General features: G+C 70.1%; 13 protein-coding genes and 3 CRISPR repeat arrays (1 of these 16 only partly in view). Of the genes, 9 read left to right on the top strand and 4 right to left on the bottom strand.

Annotation, left to right across the window (positions count from 1 at the left end; translation table 11 throughout):
• Window positions 1–183: 183 nt before the first annotated feature.
• The 5 genes from ABZX96_RS03115 (at window position 184) to ABZX96_RS03135 (ending at window position 4,459) form a co-directional block, all read left to right on the top strand.
• Window positions 184–1,764, top strand: coding sequence for an AAA family ATPase (locus ABZX96_RS03115; RefSeq protein ID WP_355536884.1), 1,581 nt, complete (start codon window positions 184–186; stop codon window positions 1,762–1,764).
• A complete protein-coding gene (locus ABZX96_RS03120) occupies window positions 1,761–2,825 on the top strand; it encodes a tetratricopeptide repeat protein (RefSeq protein WP_355536887.1) in 1,065 nt (354 codons plus the stop codon). Before ABZX96_RS03115 ends, ABZX96_RS03120 begins: the two co-directional genes overlap by 4 nt.
• Window positions 2,826–3,073: 248 nt before the next feature.
• The gene (locus tag ABZX96_RS03125; protein ID WP_355536891.1) at window positions 3,074–3,562 is read left to right on the top strand and encodes a glutathione peroxidase; all 489 of its coding nucleotides are present in this window, start codon (window positions 3,074–3,076) and stop codon (window positions 3,560–3,562) included.
• A gap of 130 nt (window positions 3,563–3,692) precedes the next feature.
• Entirely contained in the window at window positions 3,693–3,884 is a 192-nt protein-coding gene (locus tag ABZX96_RS03130; RefSeq protein WP_355536894.1) for a hypothetical protein, read from the top strand.
• Between the two features lie 263 nt (window positions 3,885–4,147).
• On the top strand, window positions 4,148–4,459 hold the full coding sequence (locus ABZX96_RS03135) for a hypothetical protein (protein ID WP_355537392.1): 312 nt from the start codon (window positions 4,148–4,150) through the stop codon (window positions 4,457–4,459).
• Between the two features lie 248 nt (window positions 4,460–4,707).
• Here ABZX96_RS03135 and ABZX96_RS03140 read toward each other — a convergent pair whose 3' ends face one another.
• From ABZX96_RS03140 to ABZX96_RS03150, 3 genes are all read right to left on the bottom strand, one after another.
• Entirely contained in the window at window positions 4,708–5,094 is a 387-nt protein-coding gene (locus ABZX96_RS03140; RefSeq protein WP_355536897.1) for a hypothetical protein, read from the bottom strand.
• Between the two features lie 520 nt (window positions 5,095–5,614).
• A CRISPR array of direct repeats spans window positions 5,615–5,879; the repeat unit is 21 nt; unit sequence CCCCGCATGCGCGGGGCCGAC.
• Window positions 5,880–7,041: 1,162 nt separating this feature from the next.
• Window positions 7,042–7,527 (bottom strand): ATP-binding protein, encoded by a 486-nt coding sequence (locus ABZX96_RS03145; RefSeq protein ID WP_355536900.1) that lies wholly within the window; start codon window positions 7,525–7,527, stop codon window positions 7,042–7,044.
• A complete protein-coding gene (locus ABZX96_RS03150; RefSeq protein ID WP_355536903.1) occupies window positions 7,520–8,083 on the bottom strand; it encodes a hypothetical protein in 564 nt (187 codons plus the stop codon). Before ABZX96_RS03150 ends, ABZX96_RS03145 begins: the two co-directional genes overlap by 8 nt.
• Before the next feature lie 471 nt (window positions 8,084–8,554).
• Here ABZX96_RS03150 and ABZX96_RS03155 point away from each other — a divergent pair, with 471 nt between their 5' ends.
• Both ABZX96_RS03155 and ABZX96_RS03160 read left to right on the top strand, forming a co-directional pair.
• A complete protein-coding gene (locus ABZX96_RS03155) occupies window positions 8,555–9,550 on the top strand; it encodes a hypothetical protein (RefSeq protein WP_355536906.1) in 996 nt (331 codons plus the stop codon).
• Window positions 9,550–10,116: a GNAT family N-acetyltransferase gene (locus ABZX96_RS03160; RefSeq protein WP_355536909.1), complete on the top strand. Its 567-nt coding sequence runs from the start codon at window positions 9,550–9,552 to the stop codon at window positions 10,114–10,116. Before ABZX96_RS03155 ends, ABZX96_RS03160 begins: the two co-directional genes overlap by 1 nt.
• A 119-nt stretch (window positions 10,117–10,235) precedes the next feature.
• Window positions 10,236–10,813: a CRISPR direct-repeat array (repeat unit 29 nt; unit sequence GGGACCACCCCCGCGTGCGCGGGGACGAC).
• 283 nt (window positions 10,814–11,096) lie between these two features.
• On the opposite strand, the gene ABZX96_RS03165 is transcribed toward ABZX96_RS03160, so the two are convergent.
• Window positions 11,097–11,669, bottom strand: coding sequence for a GntR family transcriptional regulator (locus tag ABZX96_RS03165; RefSeq protein WP_355536912.1), 573 nt, complete (start codon window positions 11,667–11,669; stop codon window positions 11,097–11,099).
• Window positions 11,670–11,797: 128 nt separating this feature from the next.
• Here ABZX96_RS03165 and ABZX96_RS03170 point away from each other — a divergent pair, with 128 nt between their 5' ends.
• Both ABZX96_RS03170 and ABZX96_RS03175 read left to right on the top strand, forming a co-directional pair.
• Window positions 11,798–12,253 (top strand): NUDIX domain-containing protein, encoded by a 456-nt coding sequence (locus ABZX96_RS03170; protein ID WP_355536915.1) that lies wholly within the window; start codon window positions 11,798–11,800, stop codon window positions 12,251–12,253.
• Between the two features lie 346 nt (window positions 12,254–12,599).
• Entirely contained in the window at window positions 12,600–13,277 is a 678-nt protein-coding gene (locus ABZX96_RS03175; RefSeq protein WP_355536918.1) for a hypothetical protein, read from the top strand.
• A gap of 38 nt (window positions 13,278–13,315) precedes the next feature.
• Window positions 13,316–13,934: direct repeats of the CRISPR family, unit length 29 nt (it continues 508 nt past the right edge of the window).

Here is a 13,934-nt window from a genome sequence, read left to right on the forward strand (position 1 = left end):
GGACGGGCGGGCCGGGTTCCTTACGGCGCGGTCCGGCGCGGCGCGGTGCGATCCGGCTGGGCCCGGCGCGGCGCGGTGCGATCCGGCTGGGCCCGGCGCGGCTCGGTGCGGCCTGGCCCGGTGCGGTGCGCGTGCCCAGGGCCGTCTGCGGGCGCCGATTGACGCGTACATAAAGTAGGGCGCATGCCGGAGGAAACACCCCTGATCAAAAGCTTGCGGATCGCCGTCGCCGCGACTCCCGACGATGTGCCGTTGCGGCTGCACCTCGCGGAGCTCCTTCTGGAGGCCGGACAGCACGACGCGGCCGTCACCGAGGCCGCCGTGGCGCTCCAGCACGCGCCCGGCGACACACAGGCCCGGGAACTGATGACCCGCGCCATGGGCTTGCCGACGCGGCCGGAGCCCGCCCCGGGGCCCGCCCCGGGGCCCGGCGGCGGCACGCGGGAGCAGCCTTCCTCCCATCCGTACGAGGACCAGCCTTCGTCCCGTCCGCACGAGAACCAGCCTTCCCCGGCTCCCGAGTCGCCCGCATCTGCGCAGGTCGCGGCGTCTCCGCAGCTCGCGCCGTCTCCGCAGGCAACGACCCAGCAGACACCGCCGCCCTCCGGAGCCCCAGCGGCCGGCACCCCGTGGTCAGGGGCTCCCTCCCCCGGCACCCCGCCCCCCAACGCACCGTTCCCCGGCGCACCATCTCCCAACGCACCGTCCCCCGGCACCCCGTCCCCCGAAACACCCCCCGACGCTCCCTCCCCCGCAACACCACCCCCCAACGCCTTCGACTGGCAGGCAGCCGAAGGCCAGGTCAAAGACGTCCTCCCGCCCCGCTTCGTCGAGAGCCCGCTCACCGTCGACGGCAGCGGCGACCCGGGCGAGGCCGCGGCCTGGGACGTGGACGCGCCCGGCACCGTCCGACTGGCCGACGTCGGCGGCATGCAGCAGGTGAAGGACCGTCTGGAGGCCGCCTTCCTGGCCCCCATGCGCAACCCCGAACTGCGCCGGCTGTACGGCAAGAGCCTGCGCGGCGGTCTGCTGCTCTACGGGCCGCCGGGCTGCGGCAAGACCTTCATCGCCCGCGCCGTGGCCGGGGAACTGGGGGCCTCCTTCCTGTCCGTCTCGGTCAACGACGTGCTCGACATGTGGATCGGCAACTCCGAGCGCAACATGCACGAGATCTTCGCCACCGCCCGCCGCCAGGCCCCCTGCGTGGTCTTCCTGGACGAGCTGGACGCGCTCGGCGGCAAGCGCAGCCGCACCCAGAACAGCGGCATGCGCAACACCGTCAACCAGTTGCTGACGGAGCTGGACGGCATCGACGCCACCGCCAACGAGGGCGTCTTCGTGCTCGCGGCCACCAACGTCCCCTGGGACGTGGACATCGCCCTGCGCCGCCCCGGCCGCCTGGACCGCACCCTCCTCGTCCTGCCGCCCGACGCCCCGGCGCGCGAGGCGATCCTCCGCTACCACCTGCGCGGACGGCCCATCGAGAACGTCGACCTGGGCAAGCTCGCCAAGGTCACCGACGGCCTCTCCGGCGCCGACCTGGCCCACGTGTGCGAGTCGGCGGCCGAGACGGCACTGCTCGACTCGGCGCGCACCGGCACCGTCCGCATGATCGGGATGAAGGACCTGCTGGGCGCGGCCAAGGCCGTGGTGCCCTCCACCGAGGCGTGGTTCGCGTCCGCGCGCAACGTGGCGATGTTCGCCAACGAGGGAGGCATGTACGACGACCTGCTCGCGTACCTGAAGAAGAGGCGCAAGCTGTGAGCCAGCACCCCCAGGTCGCGCGGGCCGAGGCGCTGGTCGACCTCGGCCGGTACGACGAGGCCAAGGCCGTCCTCGCCGCCCGGCTCCAGGAGGACCCGACCGACCTGCCCGGCTGGCTCGAACTCACCCGCTGCCACCTGGCCGCCAAGGAGACCGACCAGGCCGTCGAGGCGTCCGAAGAGGCCCTGAAACTCGCCCCCGAGGAATACGCCGCCCTCCACATGCGCGCGCGGGCACTGCGCCAGGCGGGACGCATGGAGGAGACGGGCGCGGCGCTGCGCCAGGCGATCCGCGTGGACCCGCACCGCTGGACGGCGTACGCGACGCTGGCCGAGATCCAGCCGTGGCTGTCCGACGGCGACCGCCAGGAAGGGCTGCGCTTCGGCCGGGAAGCGGTGCGCCTGGCCCCCGAAGAACCCCTCGCCTACGAGTCCCTCTACAAGGCCGCGCTCATCGCCGGCGACCACGAAGTGGGCCGATGGACGCTGACGGAGCTGCGCCGGCTGGACCCCACCAACGCCCTCGCCGTCGTCATGCAGACCGACGACGCCGTGCGCTCCCCGGGCGTGAAGGCCGCCGCCGCGGCAGACCTGTACGCGGACGCGCTCACCACGGTCCCGGACTCGCCGTGGCTGCGCGGCGGTCTCGACGGGGCCACCTACCGGCTGCTGCGCGGTACCCGCTGGCTGGCACTCCTGTGCGTGGCCGCGGCGGGCGCCATGGTCGACGTCTTCCCCAAGGAAGGCGAGGTCCCCCGGGAGCTGCCGATCCCGCTCGGCAACCGGCTCTGGGTACTCGTCGTCATGGCCGCCATCTGGGCCTTCGGCGCCTGGCGCCGCTACCGCAAGCTCCGCGCCGGCGTCCAGCTCAACGTCCGCTCCCTGATCCGCCGAGGCCGCTGGTCCCGCATCGTCCTCGCCCAGGCGGCCTGGGCCATGCTCTGCGCCCTGCTGATATCCCAGGTCCCGTGGACGACGCGAACCCCATCCCAGGCGCTGTTCTGGGCGGGCATCGTGCCGACACTGGCCACCATCTGGTTCGACCGCAAGAAGAAACGGTGAGGTGAGGGGGCGGTCAGTGGGCCGGGGTCGGTCGGTGGCCGCGGCCGGTCGATGGCCGGCGCCGGTCAGCGGGCCCGGGCTGGTCAGCGGGCCGGAGGGTCGGGGGAAGCCCGCGCGGAACCGGGCGGTACGGTGCCTCATGCCCGGACGAGCCGGGTGCGTTCTGTAAGGCCCAGGCACCCCACAAGGGCCGTACGGGACGAGGAACGGTTGCCCTGATCACGCAGGAGCGAGGAACGAGGAGCAGCATGTCCATCCACGACGTGGAGATCGGCGCCCTGACCGGCGGCCCGGCGAACCTGGCCCAGTACCGCGGCAAGGCCGTCCTGATTGTCAACGTTGCCTCCAAATGCGGCCTGACCCCGCAGTACGCCGCCCTGGAAAAGCTGCACGAGCAGTACGCGCCGCGCGGCTTCACCGTGCTGGGCGTGCCGTGCAACCAGTTCATGGGCCAGGAACCCGGCACACCGGAAGAGATCGCCTCCTTCTGCTCGACCACCTACGGCGTGACCTTCCCCATGACGGAGAAGACCGACGTGAACGGCGACGACCGCCACCCCCTGTACAAGGAACTCGTCGAAACTCCGGACGCGGAAGGGTACACAGGCGACATCCGCTGGAATTTCGAGAAATTCCTGATTCATCCCGACGGAACCGTAGCCGCCCGCTTCAGCCCCCAGACCGAACCGGACTCCCCCGAGGTCACCGCGGCCATCGAGAAGGCCCTCGCGGCCTGACCGCCGCATAGCGTTGTCATGTCATGGGCCGGGCAGTGATTGTCCGGCCCATGGGATGTCCGGGGGCGCGCGGTCGGCTTGTGAGTTGTTCGGGGCCCCCGCGGACGGGCCGTCACCGACGATTATCGCTTTGTGCGTCTGCTTCCACCCCGCCGCCCAGCGGGCGCAACTGAATCCGGGCGCCGACGCGTTCCATGACGATCCGGACACCGGGGAAGCCGTCGTGCAGGGGCCACCGCTGACCGATCCCGCCAACCTCGCCCAGCTCCGGCACTTCGTCGCGGCGGAGGTGGCCGCCGCCGAGCAGAAAGGCGTGCGGTGAGCGCGGATTACGGATTGCCAGCAGGCACGGGCGGCCTCCGAAGCACCACTGCGGGAACTCCGCCTGTCCTGCCCCGACGGCCGGCTCACCGGCGTACACCTGGTCGGACTGCTCAGACTCAAACCCAGACTCAGCACGGTTTGGCAACTCGGACGATGCAGACGTTTGGAGCACATGATCCCGCGTGTGAAAATCAGGCCGCATATGCCTACGGACGGTGCTTGCACGCGAATCGCCCGCAGGGGCAAGGAGAAGCGTTGGAGATGTTCGCTGGGGGAACCGCGCGGCTACTCGTCGGAAACGACGGTGAAGCGCCGCTGCGGCTGACCGTGGAACCGTGGGCAGAGACCTACCGGATCCTGCCGGGTCAGACCTGCGTTGTCGTCACTCACTCGCCGACAGAAGACGGTTCTTGGTCCGGGACGACGCGTGCGCACGAGCCCTTCCAGGTCGGCCATCGGCGGGATTCGATCACGGTGTGGGCCAACGGCAATTGCTTCCACCTCAGTGATACGGCGGGCCATGCGATCGACGCGGCCGACTGGCAGTGCCCTGCCCAGGACCCGAATTCCTGAAGGCAGCTCCGAGCGGCGACCGATCACGTGCCGAACGGTTTCCCGACGCGGGACGGAGAGACGTAGAGGCGCTCGACCCCGGCCTGATGGCCCCAGCGGCATCGATGCCGAAGCCGCCCCCAAACGCCGGGCCCTGATCGGCAACGGTGCTCCCTATACCTGTCAGCCCCATCACGTGCGCCGCGAACGCCGTCGTCTCCTTTCCTTTCGCGGTCTCACCGCCTGATCAGAGCCTGCGCAGCATGAAATCACGACCGCTGCCGCCGAGGTGGCGACGCGGAAATGTCCTGCCCGATCGCCCGCAGGACGTCTGCGAGCCACACCAAGTGGTAACCCACAATGCGATCCTCATCGGCAAGCAGATTCCGCAAATGCTGCCAGGATTCAGAGAGTTGCCCGATCATCAGGTCGACCGGCTCCTTGGAAACGTCATACAGCTCATCGGCCGGGACAGACCAGAAATGGTCCTGGTTCATGACGACGGCATCGCCCGCTGCCACGGCTTCGACATGACGCAGCAGCAGGTCAACCGATCTGCGCAGTTCAGCCAGAGACACGCGCAAGGGCTCACCGGTCACGTCGGCATCCCGGTCTTTCGGAATACCGAATGTGGCTGACTTCTCTGCGCTGGACATAATTCACGATTTTATCCGAGAGGTTCCCAACGAGGGCTACCTCACCACCCCAGCGCTGTTCCGACGACCACAGCGCTGCCTCGACAACCCCAGCGCAAACCGTCGCCGCAGTCGTCCCGCACCCACTGGTATCGGCCGCCCAACTGGACCGGCTGGCCGGCGCGATCGGCCTGGACTCCGTCGAACCCGGCTTTGTTCCCTTGAACACCCCCTCGAAGACCCCGCAGCAAACGGCTTCTGGTTCCTGGACGACCGCCTGGTCATCACGGAGGAGCGGACTGGCACGCCGAACCGTATAGGTGGATGACGCGGAGACCATCGCGCTGTACCGGAGGGTCTCGATTACCTTGCGAGATTCCGCCGACTGGGGGCGAATGGGACCGATGCCCAGCACGTGCCTGATCAGCTGCGTTCGGCAGGCGCGCAGGTAGCTGTTTCTTTGCGTCGGAGCTGCCATTGACGGGGTTTCGGCGTGCACAGGGAGGACGAAACGCGGCTGCGGGCGAGTTCGGGGGAGGACCCCCGCGTGCGCGGGGCCGGCAGCGGCTACGGGATCAGTTTCGCGTTCGAGCCGGGACCACCCCCGCATGCGCGGGGCCGACCCGTCCGTGCCGAGCGTGAAGCCGTCGAGCGGGGGACCACCCCCGCATGCGCGGGGCCGACTTGCCTTCGGTGTACCTGGCGTTACCGGAGACGGGACCATCCCCGCATGCGCGGGGCCGACAGATCGTGGAGGCCACGGTCCGGCCTACGACGGGGACCATCCCCGCGTGCGCGGGGCCGACAGGCCGCGACCTGCCCCTTTAGCGCGGCAGGAAGCGGTTTTTACTTACTTCCAAGGAATTTCCCATAACGGTCACTCCGTAAGTTTCCAGGCCGCTATGCCGAATCAGCACTGCGGCTCAACCGTCGGCAGGAGCGGCACCCGATGCTGAGTATGCCGAACCAGCACGGAAGGTGATGCATGACCTGCTACCGCGTGGCTGCCAGAACGACGGAAGGGGCCCCGTCTCCGGCTTGGCCCTTGAGCTCTCGGTATCAAACGAGGGCGCCGCTGCGGTCCGCGAATGTGCGCACGCCGGGGAGGCTGCCGTAGTGACGTAGCAAACCTGCGGTCAGAACGCGCACCGATGGGCGGCGTACCTCCTGAGGGACGGCATTCTCGGCGGCCAGCAGGGCGCGTTGGGTGGGTTCGGGCTTGCCCCACTGGTCGAAGGTGCGGGCGATGTCGATCCAGTAGCGGCTCGGCGTTCAACGGTCGGCAGAGGCGGTGTCGGTGGCACGGGCGTAGTGGCCCGCGCCAGCCAGGCGCTGGAGACCATGCGATGGGCCTCGGCAGTGACCAGGGGATCGGGACCGGCCTGTGCGGTGGTCAGGGCGTGGCCCGCGGTTATGGCGGCCAGCGCGTTCCCGCCGAGCTTGGTGCACAGTCGGGTGGCCAGGCTGTACAGCTCGGCGGTCCGTGTGGCGGCCAGGCCAGGCCAGGCCAGGGTGCGTGCCGGCCGGAGCCTGCGCCAGCGCGAGGCGGGAAGGCAGGACGCGGGCCAGGGTGTCGTATCGACAGGTGCCGAATTCGCGGCGGCAGGCGCCCACCGCCACCGCGACCGTTGCGGGCGTGGGGTCGGGGCCATCTGCCAGAGCGGGCGGCTGATGGAGCAGGAGGTCTTCCAGGCCGGTGAGGCCGGGGTGGGCCGTGGCGGCGGGGAGGGGGCCGACGACGGTGTGGGCGGTGGCCCGACCAGACCGATCAGGAGCTTGCGGCGTCGCAACGAGACCTTCTCACCCCCTCGGGCATGCGCTTCCCACCCTGACGGCGGCGATGGAACGGGGCCGGAGAGTGAGAGCGGGGTGAAGGCGAGGGGTCATAAGCGGGAGGGGAAGCCGCACGACAGGAGGAGCGCCGCGCGGCGCGGACCACGGCGCACAGCACTTGTCCGTTACGGGTGTTCATCCGGTTTCGAGCTCGGACCAGACTCGTTTCCCCCAGCGCAGCACGTCGACGCCCCACCGAACCGACAGCGCGTCGACCATGCGCAGGCCACGGCCATTCGTGTCGTCCGGGCGGATGTCTCGGAGGACAGGCAGGACGGGGTCCTTGTCGACCACGGCGATGCGGACCCGTCGCTCCCCCACGCGCGTCACTGTTACCCGGATTACGGCACCACGGGCGTGGATGGCCGCGTTGCCCACCAGTTCGCTGACGACGGTGGCCGCCGCGTCATTCAGGACGGACAGGTCCCAGGTGCCCAGCGCGGTCGTCGTCAGCTGCCGGGCCGGGGCTGCCGCCTGTGGGGTGCGAAACAGCGTCTCTGTATACGCCGCCGCCCCGCGTGAGGATGGCTGCGTAGCGATCCTCACGCGGCGGCTCCCCACACCGGAGGTGTCGTCCACCTCACCGTCCGGCCGGAAGGTGCCGGGCCGCTCCTCACGCACGGGATTCCTCCAACGGAGTGAGCCGGGCCGACACCGTGGACCGCGCACCGAGGATCCCGCCCGCGATACCCAGGCGCACGACGAACTCGGGCCTGCACAGCGTCCCGGGGCTTTCCACGGGGACCACCCAGTGGGCCCGGGTTACTCCGGACTGGCGGATGCGGACGCTCGGCACACCCACGTAGCCCCCGAACCCCAGGCGCTCGGTGTTCGGCAGGCACCAGCCGAGGGTTCCGGCGCTCCTCGACGTGAGCAGGTAGTACCGCTTCGCGTAGCGGTCCAGAAAGGCCGGCTCTCCTTCGAGGGCCGCGTTCAGGCAGGCGGCGACAGCCTCCGGCGTCTCCGTGCCGGCCGCCTGGTGTACGACCGAGGCGGAGATGCGAATCGCCGAGAAGGTGCTCCCGCACCGCAGCAGCGCCACGCCGTGGGAAGCCCATTCGGCCCGGGCGGTCTCCGCGTCCCGTGCAGCCGACAGGAGCCAGTGTTCAACGGTGAGTTCCCGCTCTGCGTGCGCGGTCATCGTCCCGCTGACCTCGGATGCTCGTTCTCCGATCATGGCGCATTCCCTTCGCTGATCTCTCTTCACCCAGCCAACTCCCGGCGAATAGGACCCGCCGGACCTACCACCGGACTTTCCGCCGGACTTTTGGCCGGGACCGGTCTTTCCCTCACCCGGGGATCGCTACGGTCGGTACACGACACGGAGCACCGGAGGCGCGAAGTGGCCGACCCGACCCCCTTCGAGCGCGAGTGCCTGAACCGAGGCTGGGGCAAGCCGGGGCCTTTCCTCGCAGCGTTTGTGCAGGCCGCAGCAGTGATCGGCGAGGCTGTCACTCTCACGGACCGCCAATACAGGCGGTGGCGCCTTCCGTCACCGCCTGCTCCCCGGGCGGGCGCCTGGCGCGTCCTGCACGCGATGTTCGGCATGGATCCGGTCGATTTGGGATTCCCCGGGCCTCCACCAGGTGCCACCGTGGGGAGAGCATGGCCACTCCCCGCACCGGAAGGCATCAGCGTGGACCGACGGATGTTTCTCACCGATTCCCTCGGCGCAGCGGCAGCGACCGGTTTGCCCCCGGCGCACCGGTACACACCGACCGGTCCCCCGTCCACCGTCGGCACCGACCATCTGCGCGAACTGCGCGCCGGACTCCGGAGCCTCTACCACCTCGACGACGCCTATGGCGGGGACGACGTGCGCCCCCTGGCCCTACGGCATCTCCGCCGCGTCCGCCGCGTCATCAACGGGAGCGCCTACCCCCCAACGATCGGCCGACAGCTCCACCTCCTCGCCGGGGAGACGGCCGAGCACTGCGGGTGGCTCTACTTCGACGCGGACGACCAGGGCACCGCCCGCCGCTACTGGGGCGAGGCCCTCACCGCGGCGACCATGCTCCGCGACGACAGCCTCGAACTGCTCGTGCTTGCCTCGCTGAGCATGCAGGCGAGCCATGAGGGCCGACCTCGGGACGGATACGAACTCGCTCGCGCCGCCCAGGAGCGCGCCCGAAAGTATGGCTCGCCAACCATCCAGTCCCTCCTCGCCGTGCGGGAGGCGCGGGCCCTGTCCTTGATGCGGGACGAAGCGGGCGCGCGCAAACGCCTGACGAACGCCATGCACCTGGCCGACCGAGCGTGCCAGGGGCGCCCCTGCCCCGGGTGGGCCGCGTTCCACGGCCGAACCGAGCTGGACTATGCGCAAGGGCTGCTCTACACCGAGACCGGGCATCACCAGGCCGCGGTCACCTTCATGCGTGCCGCGCTTGCCCACCAGGACCGGACCTACGGCCGGAACCGTGCCCTGTACCGGCTCACACTCGCCCGCACCCTGGTCAGGGCCGGGGAGGCCGAAGAAGGCGCGGCCTACGCCGTAGACAGTCTGGAGCACCTGGCCGAGGTCGAATCCGGGCGCGTCACGAAGCGGTTGAACGAGGTGACTGCCCTGCTCCGCACACAGGACACCACCGCCGCCCGCGACGCGGCCGAGGAACTGACCTCGTACACACATCACCAAGGGATCTGATGTCCGACGTGGAGTTCAAGCGCTACGAGGGACGGGAGGCGGCCCACCGGCTCGACGCGTTCCTTGCGGCGTACGAAGAGATCTACGCCGAACCGCCGTACCGCGAAGGGCCGCGCGATGTCGCCGACTTCATCGACCGCTACCGGGTCCAGGCACAGCGCCCCGGCATGCGGCTCGTTCTGGCCCGCGATGCCGCTGACGGCAACGCGATCGGCTTCGCCTTCGGGTACCTTCTCTCTGCCGACACGCAGTGGTGGCAGAACATGCAAGAACCTTTGCCGGAGCACTTCACGAGCGAGGACGGCACACGCACCTTCGTCATCATCGAGCTCGCCGTACGGGCGGCCTGGCGGCGCCGCGGTGTCGCCACCGGCCTCCACACCACCCTCCTGGACGGCCTGACCGTCGAGCGGGTCACACTCACGATGCGGCCCGAGCCCGAAGCCGAACCCGCGCAGGCTGCCTACGCGGCTTGGGGATACGAAAAAGTCGGCGTTTCCCATCCGTGGGAAGAAGCGCCGTACTACGACGCGATGGTGCTCACTCTGCCCTCTGCCGCCCGCTAATCCGGGGGAATGAAGGGCGGCACTGTCGGGAGCTGTGAACCCGTTGGCGCTATGTCAAACCAAGGGGTCTGTACGCGTCTTCTTTTGGCTCCAGCAGGCGCACGTCTCCGTCTTTGGGGGCCACCACCCCCGGGTGCGCGGGGACGACCCGCCGCCGTCAACCTCGTTGTGGGTGTCGCGGGGACCACCCCCGCGTGCGCGGGGACGACGGAATCCTGACCGGCGTGACGTTCTGGGAAGAGGGACCACCCCCGCGTGCGCGGGGACGACCGGCTACGAAGCGGCCAAGGCGCACTGTGCCAGGGACCACCCCCGCGTGCGCGGGGACGACCGGCTACGAAGCGGCCAAGGCGCACTGTGCCAGGGACCACCCCCGCGTGCGCGGGGACGACGTGAGGAGGGGTTGGCCGTTGATGCGGACTTCGGGACCACCCCCGCGTGCGCGGGGACGACAAAGTGGCTGGGCTGGTGGGCTCCTGTGTGACGGGACCACCCCCGCGTGCGCGGGGACGACCAGGACACCACCTGTGCATCCACCTGTGCCCGGGGACCACCCCCGCGTGCGCGGGGACGACCTGCTCCTGGCGTGTACGACGTGCAACGGCTGGGGACCACCCCCGCGTGCGCGGGGACGACAACCGCGTGGCGTTCAGGGACAGCTCGGCGTTGGGACCACCCCCGCGTGCGCGGGGACGACAGGCCGCGACCTGCGCGTTTAGTGCGGCTGAAGGCGGATTTTACTTACTTCCGCGGACTCGCTCATAACGGTCACTCCGAATTTTCGTGTCGATAATGCCACACCGGGTCACTGGCCCCGCCGACGACAGGTGTACCTGGTGCCGAGTATGCCGAACCGGCACGGGGGTGACGCGCGGCCCGGCAACGGCGAGGTGCGTCCGACAGAACGCACCCGTCCCCGGCTGGGTTTGCCCGCCCGGTACCGTGCGCTGTCCGCGGATGCGGACGGTACCGGGCAGGTGTCAGTCCCGGGGCCGCCGGAAGGTGTACAGGGAGTACCGGTCGCCGGGACTGAGGTACTCGCCGTACTCGATCACCCTTCCCTCGGCGTCGAACAGGCTGTTGTAGCCGACGAGGTACCAGGACGTGGACGAGGAGACCGGGGTGTCGCCGTCGTAGGTCACCCGGTGCCGGCGGATGACCCGCTCGCCCTCTTTCGTGCCGAGGGCGAGGGCGAGGGCGACCCGGGCCGGGGCCGGGACCAGTCCGGCGGACAGGATCTCCGCGTGCTGGCCGGGCGGGTAGATGCGCCCGGTGGTCTCCATGCTGCGGAAACGGTCTGCCGGGGAGTGGTGCAGGCGGGCGCGGGCCCGGACCACGCTCCCTCGGCCCTGCTGGGACTCGATCAGATTTTCATGGCGCAGCTCGGAGAGCACCTTGGCCGCGGTGCCCCGGGAGATGCCCCAGTCGGCGGCGAGCTGGCGTTCGGAGGGAACGGTCTCGCCCTCGGCCAGACGGCCGCTGACGATCTCTTCGCGCAGATGGTTGAACACCTGCATGTAGGGCGGCAGGGAGCGGACGATCTCGGGAGCCATGGTGATTCCCTTCCACACGCTGGATTAGGCCACCTGGGGTATGTCAGGGATACGCTGCGCATTTGGCCGATTACCCGCGATGCGCCATTGTGATCCGCCTGACCCGACTTCCGGAAGGCAGGCATCCGTTGAAGAAGATCATTGCCCGGTTGTGGCGGGGCATCCGGGGCCCGATGCAGTGGCGCGTCCTGTGGCTGGCCCACGCGAAGTTCATGGTCGGCGTGACCGGCGTGGTCCGCGATGGGCAGGGGCGCGTGCTCCTGCTCAAGCACCGGATGTGGCCGCCGGAACGGCCCTGGGGGCTGCCCACCGGATACGCCGTCAAGGGCGAGGAGTTCCCGCACACCATCGCCCGCGAGGTGAAGGAGGAGACCGGCCTGGACGTGAAGGCCGGGCGCCTGGTGCACCTCAAGAGCGGCTACAAGCTCCGGCTGGAGGTGGCTTACGAGGCCGTCTGCACCGGAGGCACCCTCAAGATCGACACCTTCGAGATCCTGGAGGCACAATGGTTCTCTCCGGACGCTCTGCCCGACGGTGTTCAGGAGTCCCACCGGGCCCTGATCCATGGGAAACCGGCGGACTGACCGGTCAAGTGCTCGCCCCCCACGAGCACTTGGTGGAAATCGGACGCGAGCCCCCTGCTGGACGCGCTCACCCGCCTGCGCGGCGATGACGGGATCGACGATGTCACCGCGCAGCACCCCGACCACATCTTCCTGCCCCTGCCACAGGCACTGGCACGCTGGCGGGAAGCCGGAGTGGACGTCAGTCCCTTCGCCACGGGCATCGACCTGCTGCGGCCCCGGTACGCCGCCCTGGGCCTGTGGCCACCTGCTGCCCTGGGAACGAGTCCACGTCGCCGTACACTCGCGGCGGCCAGGCGCCTTCGGCGGCTTCCACCACCCCAACCAGGGATACCGCCACCTCCAGATGCGCGCCCTGGTCACCGCGTACGGTGACCTGAACCGGGACGCCCCGGCGCATCCGGCCCTGACGGTCCTGGACCTGCTGCGCGGATACGCCCACGACTGCCTGCACTACGGGTCCTACCGCAGCTACCAGCTCAGCGGGGGCGAGGTCGTCCGGACGCACTACGGCGTCAACTTCCGTCGCGGCACCGGCCGCAGCTACTCGCCTCCCGATGCCACGAACTCCCCCACCACCCACAACCTGGGCACGGTCATGGAGGGCGCGTGCGACCGGGAGGCCCGTTCACTCACCCGCCAGGCCGCCGCCCTCCACGGCATCACCGCCAGGACAGGCCGCGGAACCACCGACCGCTTCGCGTTCCGCGATGTCACCGGACAACTGAACGCCGTGGATACCGCGGCCCTGGGCTCCGCCTCCCCCGAGGCAGGCCCGGACTGTGCGGCGTATCTGGCCGCGATGGGCCGGTACGAGACCGGCGTGAACACCCGGTACGGCGCCTTCCTGGACGAGATCGGCCGGGCGGAAGCCACGGGCCTGCACGCGACGATCCTGCATTCCGTGATCAGCGGTGACACCGCGACCCTGTGCGCCTGGCTGAACCGGCGCCACGGACCGGGCGCGTTCACCGCACTGTTCCTGGCCCGAGACAGCTTCGGGCTCCCACAACCGGCGGCCTGACGCCGCGCGCCCGGGTTCCGCAGAACAGCGGCGGGACCCGGGCGCTCCCCGCGTGCGCGGGGACGACGAATCCCGCATGGCCAACAGCGCGGAAGTGAGGGGACCACCCCCGCGTGCGCGGGGACGACGGACCGGCAGGTTCGGAATGATGCTCATCCTGGGGACCACCCCCGCGTGCGCGGGGACGACATCGGCTACCTCGGCGGTGTGGACCCAGCCGCGGGACCACCCCCGCGTGCGCGGGGACGACCACCCCCGCAGCCTGCCCGAAATCCGGGAGCTGGGACCACCCCCGCGTGCGCGGGGACGACATGACGTCGAAGGGTGGGCCGATGCCCTGGCGGGGACCACCCCCGCGTGCGCGGGGACGACGCCGGTACGTCACTGAAAGTGATGTTGCAGCGGGGACCACCCCCGCGTGCGCGGGGACGACAACAAGGGAGATCGTTCCGAAAAACATCACAAGGGACCACCCCCGCGTGCGCGGGGACGACCGCCTGGCGCGCCTCATCAAGCGCGGGCAAGCCGGACCACCCCCGCACGCGCGGGGACGACGGTGCCGAGGCTGAGGGCGGTGGTGCCGTCGGGGGACCACCCCCGCACGCGCAGGGACGACCAGGTGATGGTGTACTCACGGCCGGTCGTCTGGGGACCACC

Source organism: Streptomyces sp. NPDC003077 (assembly GCF_040611095.1).
GTDB lineage: Bacteria > Actinomycetota > Actinomycetes > Streptomycetales > Streptomycetaceae > Streptomyces.